Source organism: Leptospirales bacterium (genome assembly GCA_019694655.1).
In the GTDB taxonomy this organism is placed as follows: domain Bacteria; phylum Spirochaetota; class Leptospiria; order Leptospirales; family Leptonemataceae; genus SSF53.
Window position 1 is genome coordinate 260,861 of record JAIBBN010000002.1, and the last position, 16,266, is coordinate 277,126.

The window sequence follows — 16,266 nt, forward strand, 5'->3', positions numbered from 1 at the left end:
GATGGAAGGAACTAGAGCGCGTCCGGCGGCGGCAGCATGCCTGCCCCCTGAAGAGCGGCAATATTGTTTAATACCACGCTGACTATGGCCAGAACGCCTACCACTACAACTGCCAGCAGCGAGAACAGGAATAGCGCATTGGAAAGAAAGCGGTAACCGAGAAAGGCCGCCGGTCCCGACCAGGCAACTGCAGGGCTCTGCGCACGGCCGACCTGCCGGTAAGCGCGAACATAATAATAGGCCAGAAGGGCAAGGCCGCCAGCCAGCAATCCCGTAAACCAACCAGGCAACTGCACCTGTAGATAGTAAAGCGGGAGCAGGGCCAGATTGGAGACCAGGACCGCCGCCAGGAAAATTGCGACCATGTGCAGGATCGTATAGAGCGCCCGTCTGAGCGCTTGTCGCTGGCGGCTATCCGCCGGCCGAATATGCGCCATGAAGGCGCGGTCCATTGCCTCGTCGCTATGGCGCGCCGGCAACAACCGATCCATGGCCACGGCCACTCCGGCTAGGGCCAGCAGGATTTCACCGAGTCCGGTAATCTGGTCGTAGATGGGGATGCTATTGCTGAGAATCTGCAGGGAGCGATCGATCAAGGCGCGGTACAGTATTACCATACCGGAAAAGCCAAGGGCCCCGGCTGACATTGGCCCATAGAACCAGAGGCGAGCGCGCATTGCCGGGATCAAAAGGGCTAATAGCGTCGTCCAGAATATGGTTGCAAGGAGCGCCAGTACATCGGCCGCGTATCCCCGTTCCAGGGAACGCTCCAGCTGATCGGGACGGGCGTCGGATTCGAGCAGCGGATCGGCAAAGGGCGCAAGCAGCGAGCGCTGCGCTACCAGGCGCTCCACAAGGCCAGGCGACCAGATCCAGTGCGGAGCGGGTTGCTGCGCCAGCGGCTGGTCCGGACCGGTCACCCCGCCTTCCGCTGCCTCTTGAGCTTGCTGACGAAAACCAATTGGCTCGCGGTCCAGAATCGCCTGAGGCCGCTCCAGAGCAGGTCTGCCCGTCGCCAGAGTCGCGAAGTAAAGCAGATATGCGCCAATAACAAATAGATTCCAGCGGGGCATGGCTGTGATCCCTGGACAACTGCGCGGTTGCGCAGCACGCGTCCAGTCAAAACCCTGATTGACCTGTCTGCCTGGAGAACAGACCTGTCCGGGATCGCCGGTCGCAACCGGCGTCTATTCGGCATGCTCCCACGCAAAAATTTTCTGGAATTGTTTATCGCCTGGCGCTACCTGCGAGGCCAGGGACGAACCGTCATCTTCAACCTCGGCGCCAGGCTTTCGCTGATCTTCATGGCCTCCATGGTGTTTTTGATGGTCATTGTGCTTTGCGTCTTCACCGGATTTCAGAAGGAAGTGCAGAACACGCTCTGGAGTTCCGGCTACCACATCATTGTAAGCTCAGAACCGGCCGGCGCGCCGCTGCGCGATTACCGCAAGCTGCTTGAGGCGATCCAGAAAGATCCGCTGGCCGCTCCGCGTATTCGTAGTGTCTTCCCAAGCATTCAACTCAACGGACTGCTCGAAGTACAGAATCGCTACGAGGGAAAAGCGGTACGCGCAATCCCGGTCGCCGATGCCGATCTGAAACGCGGCGTTCTGCCGGATTTTCCGCGCTTGGTACACAGCAATCGGCAGCTGCTGGAGCGCTTGAATTCCGGGAACTATGTGATCGTCGGCCGAGAAATGGCGCGCTACTTTGGCTGGAGCCTGGGCAGCCGCATTCGATTGCTGGTTCCGCAAGGCGGCGTACTGACCCGCGGCATTCAGGTTCGCGAAGAGGAATTCGTCATCGCTGGTTTGTTCCGCACCGGGTACTATGAGTTCGATTTGAATTTGATATTCATGTCGCTGGCAACCGCCCAACGAACGCTGGGCCTGGGCGATGCGTCTACTGAGGTAATCGTCCAGCTGCGCGACCTCTCTCACCTGGATCTGGTAGAACAACGCGTTCGCAACAGCCTGCCGGGCTCCGCCTATACGTATTATGCGGTGCGAACATTGCGCCAGGAAAAGGGCAACTTTCTGGCCGCCTTGCAGCTGGAAAAGACCATGATGCTGGTCATCTTGAGTCTGCTGATTTTTGCAGGCGCTTTTGGCATCTGGGTCACTGTACACATGCTGGTAAAATCCAAGGCGCGCAGCATCGGCATGTTGCGCGCTATGGGCATGCCGTCCTCCTCAATCATCGCTATCTTTACCGCCCATTCGATGTGGATCGGATTTCTGGCGGCGGCCATCGGCGGGTCGCTGGGATTGTTCATGGCCTCCCGTCTGGAGTCGGCATTGCAGCTGATTGAAGATCTCTACAACGCTTCCTGCAGCCGGATGTTTGGGTCCTGTGAACCGCTGCAATTGATTCCCAAACATATCTACTATTTTGATCACCTTCCGGTATCAGCCGATGTGACTATCGCCTTTGGCGTCTGCCTGGCGACTATGATCTTAAGCGGCTTGGCCGGCTATTTCCCATCGCTGGTAGCAGCGCGAATAGATCCGGTGAAAACGATTCGGGCGGAGTAGGGTTGATGCAGCACGCCATTGAAATTAAGGGCCTGGTCAAAGAGTACCGCGGTGAAAGCGAAACGATTACCGTGCTGAACGGCCTCGATTTGAGCATTGCCGATCGTAGCATCGCCTCTGTGGAAGGCGCAAGCGGCGAGGGGAAGAGCACGCTACTCAACATACTTGGCGCCATCGATCACGCCAGCGGCGGTAGCGTTCGTATCTTTGGCCAGGAGCTGCGCGAGCTTGGCGAGCGAGAAAAGGAGCGCTTTCGCGCCGAAACGGTTGGCCTGATCTTTCAGCACCACTACCTGCTTCCGGACTTTACGGTACTGGAAAATGCAATGATGCCGCTACTCATCCGTCGCTCTTCGGCGGTCGATGCAAAGCGCGAGGCGCAACGCGCTCTGGAATTGGTCGGACTTGCTCATCGCTTGAACCATTTTCCAAATCAAATCTCTGGCGGCGAGATGGCCAGGGCCGGCGTAGCGCGCGCACTGGTGGGCGGAAAGAAACTGATCCTGGCTGATGAGCCAACCGGCAACCTGGATCATGGCAATTCGGCGAAGTTGCAAAATCTGCTCTGGCAACTTCAAGAAGAAATGGGATTCACTTTGTTGATTGTGACCCATGACCAGGAATTGGCATCCCATGTTCCCCTGCGACACCGACTGGCCGATGGCATGATTCGCCCTTTTGGAAATTGAGGAGCAGTGTACTGCGAACGCTGCGGCGCCGAAATTCACGTCCATTTGCTGACGCCCGATGCCAGCGGCTGGAGCGCTGGCGGCTATTGTCCGGACTGCGCCGAACTTCAGGTATCCTCCGACCGTTGCCGTCATTGTCAGTGGAGCTTTGGCCTCTTTCGTAAGACGGGTCAGCTGGGTTGCGAACACTGTTATCAAAGCTTTGCGGCGCGCCTGTCCCCGATGTTGGAGGACTATCTGGGTGCGCCGGCAGCTGCCAGAGCAGGAAAAGCGCCGTCGGCGCCGGGCCTGGCCAGAGCGCGCAGCCAGGAGATTCGTGAAGCCCTGCTGGTGCAAGACAGCGCGCATCTGCCCTGGCGCGCCGATGAGCCCGGCGACAGCGCCGGGTCCTCCCTGACCAAGGACAAAGGGCGACAGCGACTTGATGAAGAGATCTGCCCGGGCAGCGTTCGGCTGAGAGTTGCGCGAAATCTTCGAGGCGTGCCATACTGGCGCCGATTGAACCCTGCGCAGAGGGAGACACTGAGCGACATGTTACTTGCGCCTGGGGCTGCCGCCGCCCAATTCATATTCGCGCAATCTCCCCATGCTGCCTGGCGGCGCCAACGACGGAGCTTCGGCTGCGACCGGGCTGCCCTGATTGCAGGCGATGAGGATCATTTGCGGGCCGTCTGGCAATCCAATGCCGGCCTATCCTGGCTCCAACTGGAAGCGTGGATTAGTGCGACTCTGGAGCAATGCTTGGAGCTGGATCGCTTGCTGGAATGGCAGTTCGAGCCGGGTCTTGGATTTCTGTGCGCCTGCCCCGCAAATAGCGGTTCGGGCATGCGTTGCTCTATTCGTTTGCATATTGCCGGACTGCAGGCCAGCGGCGGCTGGGAGACCTGGCGGGACCAATTGGGCTCGATCGGTTGCGAATTACGCTGGTCCGGCGGCGAAGGCTCGCCGCCAGGCGACTGGCTGGACCTGTCCTGGCGACGATGGCCAGGAACCGTTACAATTCAGGCGGCCCTGACGCAGCTCTTGTATTTGGCGCGCCGTTTGCATGCTGCAGAAATCGCCTGCCAGGCCAGGTAAGTAGCGCTGCACGCCGACACTAGAGATTGGGGCGCAGCAGCAGGCCAGCTCGGGAAAAGATCGTGACAGCTTTGCCTGCGCTGGTTTTCCTGTGTCGAGTCGCAGTAGGGGTCCCGCCAGGCGGGACGAAGGGCTTTTCTTCGTCTGCCGAATCATCGCGGCGTCCAATAGTCATAGCTGGCGCCGGTGCGCAGGAAGAGGCCCCGGGGGGCCTGGAGAATTGAGCATGTTTGATTTCACCAAGAGAGCGAAGCGGGTGATCAACGAGTACGCCCAGCAAGAAGCCAAGCGCCTTGGCCACGACATGATCGGACCGGAGCATATCCTGCTTGGCCTGTTGCGTGAGGAGGACTCGGTTGCGATCAAGATTCTGAAAAACCTGAATATCGACCTTGGCGAATTGAAAAAAGAAGTCGAACGTCGATCCAAACAGGGCGGCAGCACGCTGCTAATCGATATATCACCCAATCCGGACAAGTACCAGAAGATCATTGATTACTCCAAAGAAGAAGCAAAGCGCCTCAAGCATAACTACGTAGGCACGGAGCACATCCTGCTTGCGTTGTTGCGCGACAACAACAACGTAGCTGGCGCGGCGCTTGCTAACTTCAGCGTTAACTATTCGGTCATCAAAGGCGAAATCCTGCGCATACTGGGCGTGGCAACCTCCGGCGCCGCCAGCTCCAGCCGGCAGCAAAGCCAGGAGAAATCGCGCACGCCAACCCTCGACGAATTTGCACGAGACCTCACGCAACTGGCTCGCGACAAGAAGCTGGACCCTGTGATCGGACGCGATGCGGAGATCCAGCGGCTGATTCAAGTGCTGTGTCGCAAGACCAAGAACAATCCCGTCCTGATCGGCGAAGCTGGCGTCGGGAAGACTGCCATTGTAGAAGGCCTGGCCGAGCGGATCGTCAGCCACCAAACGCCGGATATCCTTTTTGAAAAGCGCGTCATTGCTCTGGATCTTGCCAGCCTGGTGGCCGGCACCAAGTACCGCGGTGAATTTGAAGATCGCCTGAAAAAGATCATGCGAGAGATTCAGAATTCCACCAACATCATTGTGTTCATCGATGAATTGCATACCTTGATTGGCGCCGGCGCCGCCGAGGGCGCCATCGATGCGGCCAACATGCTGAAGCCCGCGCTGGCTCGCGGCGAGATCCAGTGCATTGGCGCCACGACGCTCAATGAATTTCGCAAGTACATTGAAAAAGATTCGGCGCTGGAACGTCGCTTTCAATCGATCCTTGTAAAAGAGCCGTCAATGGACGATACCATTTTAATATTGAAAGGTTTGAAAAGGGCCTTCGAGACGCACCACAAGGTCAGCTACTCCGACGAATCGCTGGAGCTTGCCGTTAAACTTTCAGAACGCTACATCAATGATCGCTACCTGCCGGACAAGGCTATCGATGTGATCGACGAAGCGGGCAGCCGCGCCCGACTGCAGAATTCTTCACGGCCCGAGGAAATCGTCACTCTGGAGGAGGAAATCAAAGACCTCGTCCAGAAAAAAGATGATATGGTCAAGGCGCAGGAGTATGAAAAGGCTGCGCAAATCCGCGACGAAATCAACGCGCGCAAAGAAGTACTGGAAGAGAAAATCAGTCAGTGGCAGGAGAAAATCGCCGATTACTCCGTGGCGATCAGCTCGGAAGACATCTTTGCCGTACTGAGTCTCTGGACTGGAATTCCGCTGGAGAAAATCGAAGAAGGCGAAGCCCAGAAGCTGTTGCGTATGGAGCAGGAACTCGGGCGCCGAGTCGTCGGCCAGGTGGAAGCCGTTACGCAGGTCAGCCGCGCGGTGCGTCGTTCACGGACTGGCTTCAAGGACCCCAAGAAGCCTTCGGGCAGCTTTATCTTTCTGGGGCCTACTGGCGTGGGCAAGACTGAGCTGGCTCGCGCCCTGGCGGAATTTCTTTTTGGCGACGAGAAGAACCTTTTTCGCCTCGATATGTCCGAGTATATGGAGCCCCATTCGGTGTCCAAGTTGATTGGTTCGCCCCCGGGCTACGTGGGCTACGACGATGCCGGACAGCTCTCCGAGTTTATTCGCCGCCGCCCTTACTCGGTCGTACTCTTTGATGAAGTAGAGAAGGCCCATCCCGACGTATTCAATCTGCTCTTGCAGATTCTGGACGAGGGGACGTTGACCGACACCCACGGTCGCAAGGTTGACTTTCGCGAAACAATCGTAATATTGACCTCCAACCTGGGCGCCCGTGAAATGCAGCGCGGCGGCAAGCTTGGCTTTGCCGAAAGTTCGGACCGCAGAGAGGAATTCAAGAAGGACAAACTGCTTGATGAGCTCAAGAAGCACTTCAATCCGGAATTTCTGAATCGAATCGACGAGGTGATTACCTTCCACACGCTAACGCGCGAAGACATTCGCAAGATCATCGATATCATGGCGGCGCGTATGAATCGCCACCTCGTCGAGAAAAAGGTTCAGGTGCTGCTCGACAACGAGGCCAGCGACCTGATCGCCGAAATGGGCTACGACGAGAAGTTTGGCGCCCGGCCCTTGCGTCGCACGCTGCAACGCGAGCTGGAAGACTATATGGCCAATCGAATGCTGGAGGGCGCCTACAAGGACCCTACCGAGATTCTGGTCGGATGCAATAAGGACGACGCTGGCAAACGCAGCTTGCGCTATGAAGAGCGTTTCTGGCCCGGTTATGAAACGTTGCGCAAGGAGCGCGAGGCTGAAATCCAGCGCAAACATGAGGAACTGAATCGCAAGAATGCGCCTCCGGCTGCCTCTGCGGGCGCCAGCGAGGATAAGGAGACGGATCCCAATCCTTCCAGACCGGCAAACACCGGACAGGTAGGCTGATGGATCAACCGCTGAGCGTTTGGCTGCCGTACATTGCGGCAATCGCGCCAGCGGCGCTGCTACTGGCTGCCGCGAGCGTCTGGCTACGGCTGTGGCTGCGCGGGCAGCGCAGCGCGCGCGCCAGCATTGATCAGTTGCGTCCGGCCTTTGCCGGTCCATCGCGGCTACGCACCGACTGGTTGGAACTAGAGTATTCCTTCGACTCCGGCCGCGGTTGCAAATTCCGAGGAAGCGCCCTGGCGCCTCTGGAGTATTTTCTCGGTCAATCAGAGCTCAACCTGGCGGTGCTGTGGCTTGACCCGCGCGTAGATTTGCCCGTACTGGCGCACGGCGACGAACGCTACGTTGGCGAAGAAGCCATTGAGCACTACCTCCTGGGCCGACGCAGCGAAATCGAGATCCGCTATGTTGCACGCCGACCGGAGCGCAACGCTCCCGCTGGCCTGGAACGGGCTTTCAAAAAAGTGGTCGATAAACGACCGTCCAATCCCTGAGTGGACCGGCGCCGGCGCAATAAGCCTCCCGGCGGCGGAGTCCGCCATGCATCGAAACCTCTTCTTGCTACTGTTCGTGCCAGCCGTATTGGTTAGCGCTTTGATTGCCCAATCCGCGCCGCGTTACGACGAAGCGCTGAACAATTACCGCGCCGGGAAATACGAAGATGCCCTGGCGGTGATACGCTCGGTCTTTGACAGCAATCGCAATTCGACGGAACTACGCACTCTGGCTGGCGCCAGTTATCTGGCCCAGGGTCAAACCGACCCGGCGCTGGCTCACGCGCGCTACTGCATTAACGCCAACCCTCAAAGCATTTCCTGCCGCATACTCAAGGTTCGAGTCTTGCGGCGCAGCGATCCTGTCGAGGCAGCGCATAGCGCAGAGGGCGCTATCCGTGAAACAGGAGAAAATGCGGCGCTTCGCCTGGAGGCCGCCGCCGCCTATTTTGTAGCCGGTCGCCTGGATCTTGCCCGCCGGCACCTGGAAAAGGTAATTGCGGCCAATCAGAAGAATTTTGCCGCGCTCTATCTCGACGGACTGATCTTCCTGAAACAGATGCGCTACGAAGAGGCTGAATTTCGGCTGCGCAACGCGTTGAATGCCGCTCCGCCGACCAGGGCCGATGCAGTGCGCACTCTGGTGAATCTTGGCGCCGCAGTTGAGAACCAGGCCATGGCATTGCGGAGCGCGGCTAAGAGCGCGGAAGCCGCCGGTCGATTTCGCGAGGCCGGCGACCTCTACCGCCGGGCGCTGGAACTCAACGAGCAGCACGCGGCCGCGCGCGCTGGACTGGAACGGGTCCGCCAGGCACAGTGAATCCGATAGCAGCTCCTTCCCTGGCTCGCCCGCTGCGGGTGCTCATTGAAACCCTTGGCTGCCGACTCAATCAATTTGAGAGCGATGGCTTGCTTCGGCGCTTTGCTGCAAGCGGGCGCTATTTGCCGGCGGAGGAAGATGCCAGCGACATCGACCTGGCCATTCTGAATAGCTGTACGGTTACCGATCAGGCGGATGCTCGCAATCGCGCCTCGCTGCGTTCGCTCCGTCGCCGCTATCCTGGCGCACGAATTGTGGCAACGGGCTGCTATGCCCAGACCGACAGCGAAACGGTCGCCGCCCTGCCAGAGGTTGATCTGGTAGTTGGCAATGATCGCAAGTCACAGCTCTTTGAAATTGTAGATCGCTGGCTGCTGGATGGCGCTGAAGCAGCTGCTACCGACCTCCTCGAAGATCCATCCAGGGACCCAATCAAGCAACGCTCTCAAAATGGTTACGGCCGGCGACCGACCATGATCGCTCCCTTCGACTATGGCAGCAAACTGCCGCTGACGCACACGCGCGCCTATTTGAAGATTCAAGATGGCTGCGATCGCCGCTGCAGTTATTGCAAAATTCCGCAGGCCAGAGGCCCAGGCGTATCTCGTCCTGCGCAGGATTGCATCGATCACGCCAGGGCGCTGGAGGATGCCGGAGTTGCGGAGATTGTTCTGACCGGCGTTAACCTCGGTTGGTACCGCGATCGCTCCGAGAGTTTGCGCTTTGTTAAGCTACTGGAAAGGGTCCTGGATTCCCTGAAAAAGGCCCGCCTCCGACTCTCCAGCATCGAACCCTGCGACATAGATGCAGATCTTGCCCGATTGAGCCTGCATCCGCAATTTTGCGATTTTCTGCACGCGCCGCTGCAAAGCGGCAGCGATCGGATTCTGCGAGCAATGCGACGCAGCTACAGCAGCAAGAGTTTCCGGCTGCGCATTGAAACCTTCTTGAAGATCAATCCGCGTGTATTTCTGGGTTCCGATGTAATCGTTGGTTTCCCCGGCGAGACGGCGGAGGATTTTCGGGAAAGCTATGATTTGCTGGAAGAGCTGGGTTTTGCCAATATCCACGCCTTTCGGTTCTCTCCACGCAGCGGAGCGCCGGCGGCGGAGCTTGGTCTGCCACGAGTCCCGGACCAGGAGATCCGCCAGCGAATGGGCAAGCTGGCCGCATTGCGCGATAGGAATTTTCAGAGCTACTGGGAACAGGAGCGGGGACAGCGTCGCGAAATGATAGTCGAGCAGATTTCGCCGACAGGCGAGTTCTGCCTTGGACTGACTGATAATTTCCTGCGCGTCATTGCAAGGAAGAGCGGCGCGCGCCGCGGGCAGATACTTCCCGTAGAAATCGGAGACAGATGGATCGAGAACCGCATCGAGTGTCGCCTGATCGATGAGAGCATCTAGTTCGGCAACTCGAGGCGCGAATAGCGATCATGCTCCTCGCGCGCTTCATCGCCCTTTTCGATTTCCAGAAGATAGGTATAGGAGTTGGCCTTTAACGTGCGAACGAGACGATAGCCGGCATCGCGCACAAAAAAAAGCATCCGATCTTTGCTAACCTTTTGGCCGATCTCCGGACCGGAAGGCGCCTCCACGCGCTCCCAGTCAAGTATGATCATTCGCCCATCGTTCTTGACGCTGCGGCCCACGCCGCGAATTGCCATTGCCGGGTCGGCGAAGGTCGAGAGGACACAGGCGCAAAAGGCCATGTCAAACTCGGGCAGCCAATCTGGCAGCAGCGGGTGCTCCGTGCGTTCCGTATAAAAGGGCGTAAACCGCTCGATACCTTCCTTGACCTTTTGACTGAGACAATAGTCTATCAAATCCTCCTGACACTCAGCGCCCCAAACCGACGCGTTCTCCGGGAGGACCTCCAGCAGGCCGCGTAAAAAATAACCGTTGCCCGACCCAAAATCGAGCAGGTTCTCCACGCCTTCCCATTTGATCTGCGAGAGCAACGAGCGAACGGGAAAGAGGTCTCTTCTCTCCCGGGAAAGGAGGTAGTCATGGAACTCTGGTTCCTCGTAATAAGGGCGACCGCGCATCGATGCTACTGCGTCTAAAGAGAACGGGACTGTCTGGTATCGGGCTTGAGTTTCCCGGCGCCCGCGCTTCGCTACGACGCCGGCTCCATTTGGCCCACAGCGCAGCCGATAAATACAGCTGAGGTTGGCGGATTTATGTCAAATCCAATCGTCAGAGCGGCTGTACTCAGCCTGGCGTTGCTCTCGGGGGGTCTTTTAGCCCAGGGAATTCCGGGGATCGATCCAATGCCGCGCGCCGAAGAGCGACGGCCACAGCCGGCCCAGCCGTCCAGCGAGCAACCGGCCGCAGGCCCGGCTCAACAAGAGCCATCCAATCCGCAGCAGCCTGCGACCGGGCCCGCTCAGCAGCCGACAGCAAATTCGGAGAAGCCAGCTGAGCAAGCGCCTGCCGGTCGCCTCGACAGCGAGCTGCCGCTGATACGCAACCTGCGCGTGGAACGAGTCGATGATCCTGGCTATTCCGTGCGCCTGAGCTGGGACGTCAGTCCACACAACGACACGGCGATCTATGTGGTTCGATATATTCGACCAACAGCGACCCGCGAACTGGTAATGGACGCCGACAGCGTCGCCTATCCGTTGCTAGGACCACAGGAGACGACCTTTTTGGACCGCGGTTTGCCGGACGGAGCCTACTACTATGCCGTGGTAACTGTCTACGAAGCGACGCGTTCGCAGGGCATGAATCTAGTAGCAGACGGGAATTATTCCACCAAGCCAATGATTGTCTACCGGAGCGCCAGTCCGGCGCAGCCGGGTTCAGCCGCCGACCAGAATGCAAGGCTGCAGGTGCGCGCTCTGAGCGCAGTCAATGCTCAGAGTTCTGTCAAACTCAACTGGTCTGCTCCGGCCAATAGCAATGTGAGCTACAACGTCTACCGCAGCTTTGAGCCGATGGCCAATCCGATGGCGCTGCGCGTTGCCCGACGTATCGGACAAACTCAAGCCAATCAACTGCAGTTTGAGGACACGACGCCGCCCCTGGGACGAGTGGTCTACTATGGCGTTACAGTTAACGATCCGCAAACAGGAGAAGAAGGCCGGGAATTGAGCTTTGGCCAGTCCTATATTCAAAATGTATTCCAGCCGGTTCAGGTAAGCCAGGATCGCAGTCGTCTGCTTCCCGATGCATTGACCGCATATCTGGAAAATCGTGACACGGTCAAATTGCTCTGGGCTGATCCCGATGGACCGGTGAGCAGTTTGCGCATCTATCGTTCCACGCGGCCCATCAGCAACGCTCAGGAGCTGGCCCGCGCCACAGCGCTGGGGGAAGTGGGCCGCGGCGTTAACAGCTACCGCGACCGTTCGCTGGCGCCAGGAGTTTACTACTATGCGCTGGTGCCTCGCGATAGTTCGGCACAGGATGTGCAGGCCTTTGTCGAGGGTCGCACCTTCACTGGTTTTGGCTCTCGCATTCTTGGCGGTCAATCGCCCGGCACAGTTGTTGAAAATCAACAGAAGCCGCAGCAAAACGATGTCCGTCCGGACAGCCAGCATCCAGATCCAGCGACGCAAAACACAACCCGTCCCTACCTGTCTGAGCTGCGGGCGCGCGTTGATGGCGACAGCGTGCAGTTGAGCTGGAGAGTCGTGGGGCGCGAACGAGCTCGCAATGTGCGCTTGCTGCTGTATCGATCCGATCGCTCCTTGCGCAGCTGGGGAGATGTTCGCAGCCATGGCGACCTCCTGGCCGAACTGGAGGCCGATACGCAAAGCTATACCGACGCCGGACTCCCACACGGCCGTTACTTCTACGTTCTTTCGCTGGAAGCGGATGGCCATGCCGAAGACCGCTTGCTCGCGGGGCGAAACTTCGTCGGCAGCGCATTAGCGGTTGGCGGAGGCCGCCCCGAATCCGATCAGCAGGAAACTGCCTCTGACCTGGAAGAGGGCAGCTTGGCCCCAGGTATGGTTGGCCTGAGTCGGATTTTGCAGGAAACATACTACCGCCGTTCGTACGGCGAAGCGGTGCGCCGTATCGCTCCCTATGTGCTCGGGCGGGGCGTTGATGATTCAGTAAAGGCCAGAGCGATGCTTTTTACGGGCATGTCCTACTTCCACATGGGTCAATTTCGAAGCGCGATGGAGTTCTTCTTGCATGAACGGGTGCGGCGTCAATATCCGGAACGCGCGCGCTTCTGGTACAATCGCTCCCTGGAGCGAGCGCGCTGAGTGCAGCAGGTAGCCGGCGATGAGTCTAAAGCAAGGTTTCATATTGATGCTGGGCGTCTCCCTGCTTACGGGAGGGGTGGCGTTGCTGGCCGGTCGCTCTCTGGATTGGTTTCGGGGCGAGGACGCACATCGTCAGGAGCTGCGCCAAACCGAGGCGCGGCTGCGCGAGGCCGATGAGTTGCTGCGACAGAACAGCGAGGAGGGGGCCCGGCAGGCGGCTGTCATCTACAACCAGGTTCTGTCACAGAATATCGGCCGGCGTACCAATCAGTTTGCGCGCTTTGGCCTCGCGGCAGCCCTGGAGCGAACGGACAATCGCCCCACCGCCCTGGATTACTTTCGCGAATTGAAATCCGATCCGCAGCTGGACCCCGAACTGCGCGACCGCGTTGACTTCTCCGTTGGACGATTGCTGCTTTTCATCAATCATGAAGAGGAGGGCCGTTCCCTGCTTGAGGGGCTGCTGGCGCGTAATATCGATCAACGTTTGCGCTCGCACGTTCATACGGCTTTTGGCTATTTCTATTTGCGCGCTGGCGAGTTTCGGCGGGCGCGGGATAACTTCCGCGTCGCCCTGAAATACCATCCGGAGAATCTGGAAGCGGAGCGCGGGCGCGCCCTGGCTGCCAGTCGCGGCGGCCGCGAGTGGGCCGGTTACGCCTACTATGATGAGTATCTGACCGGTAACGCCAATCTGCAGCCGCACGAGCGCGCTACCGAGGCTCGCGCTCTAGGCGAGGAAGCGTTTCGCAATGGAATGGCGGCGGAGCGCCAGGGTCGTCATGACGAGGCAATTCGCCATTTCCGCAGGTCGCTGGAAGGCGCCGACGCTGATTTGAATGAACGCGCCACCTACTGGATGGCCGAGAGCTATGCCGCCAGTGGCGGCATTCAGGCGGCGCTGGCGCACTACGATCGCGTTCTCCGCAACGGCGATCGCAGCCTGGACCAGCCGGCCCTCATCCAGCGCGGCATATTGCTATCCAGACTCGGCAAGCTAGATGCCGCGGCGCGCTCCTTCCAGCGTGCAATTGACGATTTCCCCGCCGGCGCCTATACGGAAAAGGCAATTGAATGGAAACGTGAAATCGACGCTCAAATTCAAGAACGCTTTTACCAGGAAGACCTTGAACGGCGGCCAAATGGACAGACACTTTATCCGGAAGGCGGCAGGCCGCCGGCCGAGGTCCCGGGCGGCGATAGTGACAGCGACGATTCCGCGGCCAGCTCCGCTGACCGCCGATGAGATTCTTCCGGCGAGCCGTCCGGCAGACCCAGCTGGCTATACAGGAAGGGCGGAATATCAATCAGGCTGCGAATTGACTTTGCGCCTGCTTCGGCCCCATTTCCAAAAAGGAAGGTTGGCACGGCTCGATGAGTATGCGTCTTTACGCTCAGGTCTTCCGAGTTGCCGTGATCTGAGGCAATTACCAGCAGGTCGCGCTGCGGATCCATGGCCGCGCACAATCCATCAAGGAATTCCTCCAGCACCTGGATGCACCAGGCGCACATCTCGAAGCTCTGCTCGTGGCCGGCCTTGTCGGTCAAAAAGAACTCAAACAAGCACAGATCGTAGTTTGATGCAATCCTTGCAAAGTCCGCGCCGCGCTGTCGGGCCGATTGCGTGGGAAAGCGCTCGGCGAGATCCGGATAAATCTGGTGCATGATTTCATGGGTGATATCCATGTAGAGCGCATCATTTTGCTCCAGATCATCGACAGTCTTCAATCTCTGACCGGAGACGCGCTGGACATGCGTCGAGGCGCTTGCCAGGCGCGGCCTTTGTTGAATCCGTTCAATATAGGAATGGGTATAGGCGTTCATCAGGGAACAGCGCAAGCCAGCCTCGCAGAGGCGTTTGATGATCGAATAGCGCTCGATGACGCGGATCAGAGTTGGGCCGGGAAAGCCCGTCATGTGGCGGCCCATAGCTCGGGCGCCATTCACGCCAGTCCAGAGCGCAGTTTGACCGGTAGCAGATTGTGGCAGCCCGGGATAGCCCAGACTGGCATCGGTCTCGACAACGGTCCAGTTCCCGGGCGTGTTTCCTGTTTTGCCTCCGGCGGCCGATAAGAAGCTATGGGCGTAGCGGGAGTAGGGATTGCGATCCGGATCGTTATCGCCCAGACCGACTCCATCGAGGAAAAGGTAGATGATGCTCAATTTCGTCCGCCAGGGTTCCTTATTGCCGGGGCTGCTACTACAGGTATAGTGCTTTAGGGGCGAACTGGCCATGAACTCTTTGCATCTGAAATCGCCGCCAGCGGCGCTATGGCAGGAAATGGAGCGGCTGCGCTGGCCGCTGATAGCGAAGCAACTGGACTTGCTGGCCAGCGCCTGGCAGACGACCGAAGACGCCTTGCAATCAAAGCCGTCGCCGGGGCCCGTCCGAACGGTCGCTAAGACTCATCCTGCACCCGCGGCACGCGCTCGCGTCTTTACGCCCGCCCTGAAGGAAGCGACGGCAGAAGTAGTGGCGCACTCCGCTTTGGCGCCTGACCCGACCGCTGTACCTGCTCGGAGCGCTGACGGCGACAGCCGTACAGAACTCATGGAACTCATTGCGCGCGATGCGGAACAAGAAATCGCCGCGGATATTGCCAATTCCGCAGACTCGCCCTCGGCGACCGCTGTGGCTCTACGGCAGCCACCGCCGCCAATGCCGACTTCGGTCCCTGTCGCCCATGCGCCGGCGCTCAGCTATCGTCTTCTGGCCGACGAGAGTGCGGCATCGCAGCTTGATTCGATTTATTTCGCCGATGCTGGCGAATCGGGGCTGAAGCAATTGACTGAACAGCTGGCGCGGAAGCTTGGCGCTCAGAGCGCGGCTCTCTTGTTGCATGATCCTCTGTCGCGAGTGTACCGAATCATTGCAAGCTGGCAGTGGGATGAACTCAGCGAGCGTCGCTTTGTGATCAGTCCGGGTGATGAATATATCAGTCCTGGCGCTACGGAACAATCGCTGATGATCGGTGAAGACGGATTGGTGGATCATAACTTTCGCAAGCGCTTTGGCGACGAGTTCTGGCGCCTGCATCGGGAGTTGCGCCTGTTCAATCTCCAGCAATGCGGCGGAGATGGTTTTATGGCGTTTGCCTACCATCGACGGCCGGCGCTGGCAGCCGGCTGGAGCGACTGTTTACTTCCCGTCGTAAAGGCCGTATTGCCGGCCGCGGAGCGACTTGCCCGCGCCCGCTGGCGCCGTCCAGAAAGCGCCGTGCAAGATCGAACATCGCTTGAGTTGATTCTCGCACAACTACACCGCCTGGCGATTATTTCGGGCGGTCGTATGAGCGTAATTCATAGTATTGCCCCGGCGCTTCTGGAGCATTCCGACTGGCGCAGCATCCAGGCTGATATTGTTTCACGCTGTCTCCAGGCAATGGACCGTGTTGAACGTGCGGCAATTCTGGCGCCGCATCGTTGGCTGCTGGCCGTGCGACCACAGCGCGTGGGTGTTGTCCGGGACGCGCTGCGATTGGCGCTCGAGGCGCACAACCTTGAAGGCCGGGTGCATGTTCTGCAGTACCCGGATGATGGCCGAAATTTCTATAACTACGTCATGCCGGAGGAGGCCGTACTCTGAGACGC

13 protein-coding genes are annotated in these 16,266 nt (G+C 58.8%); 10 read left to right on the forward strand and 3 right to left on the reverse strand.

All coding sequences use genetic code 11. The features are described 5' to 3' along the window. Nucleotides 1-11 precede the first annotated feature (11 nt). The gene (locus K1X75_04440; GenBank protein ID MBX7057289.1) at nucleotides 12-1,073 is read right to left on the reverse strand and encodes a hypothetical protein; all 1,062 of its coding nucleotides are present in this window, start codon (nucleotides 1,071-1,073) and stop codon (nucleotides 12-14) included. Between the two features lie 123 nt (nucleotides 1,074-1,196). Between K1X75_04440 and K1X75_04445 the strand changes: the two genes are divergently transcribed. From K1X75_04445 to mtaB, 7 genes are all read left to right on the forward strand, one after another. Then, nucleotides 1,197-2,534 (forward strand): ABC transporter permease, encoded by a 1,338-nt coding sequence (locus K1X75_04445; protein ID MBX7057290.1) that lies wholly within the window; start codon nucleotides 1,197-1,199, stop codon nucleotides 2,532-2,534. Nucleotides 2,535-2,539: 5 nt separating this feature from the next. After that, nucleotides 2,540-3,223 carry an ABC transporter ATP-binding protein gene (locus tag K1X75_04450; protein ID MBX7057291.1) on the forward strand — a complete coding sequence of 228 codons (684 nt, stop codon included), beginning with the start codon at nucleotides 2,540-2,542 and terminating at the stop codon, nucleotides 3,221-3,223. Between the two features lie 6 nt (nucleotides 3,224-3,229). Then, nucleotides 3,230-4,300, forward strand: a complete 1,071-nt coding sequence (locus K1X75_04455) for a hypothetical protein (GenBank protein ID MBX7057292.1) — start codon at nucleotides 3,230-3,232, stop codon at nucleotides 4,298-4,300. A gap of 226 nt (nucleotides 4,301-4,526) precedes the next feature. Then, nucleotides 4,527-7,139: an ATP-dependent Clp protease ATP-binding subunit gene (locus K1X75_04460; protein MBX7057293.1), complete on the forward strand. Its 2,613-nt coding sequence runs from the start codon at nucleotides 4,527-4,529 to the stop codon at nucleotides 7,137-7,139. Beyond that, nucleotides 7,139-7,633, forward strand: coding sequence for a hypothetical protein (locus K1X75_04465; GenBank protein MBX7057294.1), 495 nt, complete (start codon nucleotides 7,139-7,141; stop codon nucleotides 7,631-7,633). Before K1X75_04460 ends, K1X75_04465 begins: the two co-directional genes overlap by 1 nt. Before the next feature lie 46 nt (nucleotides 7,634-7,679). Next, a complete protein-coding gene (locus K1X75_04470; protein MBX7057295.1) occupies nucleotides 7,680-8,453 on the forward strand; it encodes a tetratricopeptide repeat protein in 774 nt (257 codons plus the stop codon). Beyond that, nucleotides 8,450-9,859, forward strand: coding sequence for a tRNA (N(6)-L-threonylcarbamoyladenosine(37)-C(2))-methylthiotransferase MtaB (gene mtaB / locus K1X75_04475; protein ID MBX7057296.1), 1,410 nt, complete (start codon nucleotides 8,450-8,452; stop codon nucleotides 9,857-9,859). The genes K1X75_04470 and mtaB overlap by 4 nt, the downstream gene beginning before the upstream one ends. On the opposite strand, the gene K1X75_04480 is transcribed toward mtaB, so the two are convergent. Beyond that, entirely contained in the window at nucleotides 9,856-10,500 is a 645-nt protein-coding gene (locus K1X75_04480; GenBank protein MBX7057297.1) for a class I SAM-dependent methyltransferase, read from the reverse strand. The two genes, mtaB and K1X75_04480, sit on opposite strands and share 4 nt — an antisense overlap. Before the next feature lie 135 nt (nucleotides 10,501-10,635). On the opposite strand from K1X75_04480, the gene K1X75_04485 reads away from it, so the two are divergent. Together K1X75_04485 and K1X75_04490 are read left to right on the forward strand one after the other, a co-directional pair. After that, nucleotides 10,636-12,675, forward strand: a complete 2,040-nt coding sequence (locus K1X75_04485) for a hypothetical protein (GenBank protein MBX7057298.1) — start codon at nucleotides 10,636-10,638, stop codon at nucleotides 12,673-12,675. A 19-nt stretch (nucleotides 12,676-12,694) separates the two neighbouring features. Then, nucleotides 12,695-13,921, forward strand: coding sequence for a tetratricopeptide repeat protein (locus K1X75_04490; protein ID MBX7057299.1), 1,227 nt, complete (start codon nucleotides 12,695-12,697; stop codon nucleotides 13,919-13,921). Here K1X75_04490 and K1X75_04495 read toward each other — a convergent pair. After that, on the reverse strand, nucleotides 13,831-14,910 hold the full coding sequence (locus tag K1X75_04495; protein ID MBX7057300.1) for a metalloenzyme: 1,080 nt from the start codon (nucleotides 14,908-14,910) through the stop codon (nucleotides 13,831-13,833). The genes K1X75_04490 and K1X75_04495 overlap by 91 nt on opposite strands. On the opposite strand from K1X75_04495, the gene K1X75_04500 reads away from it, so the two are divergent. After that, on the forward strand, nucleotides 14,909-16,261 hold the full coding sequence (locus K1X75_04500; protein ID MBX7057301.1) for a hypothetical protein: 1,353 nt from the start codon (nucleotides 14,909-14,911) through the stop codon (nucleotides 16,259-16,261). The two genes, K1X75_04495 and K1X75_04500, sit on opposite strands and share 2 nt — an antisense overlap. The last annotated feature ends 5 nt before the right edge of the window (nucleotides 16,262-16,266 follow it).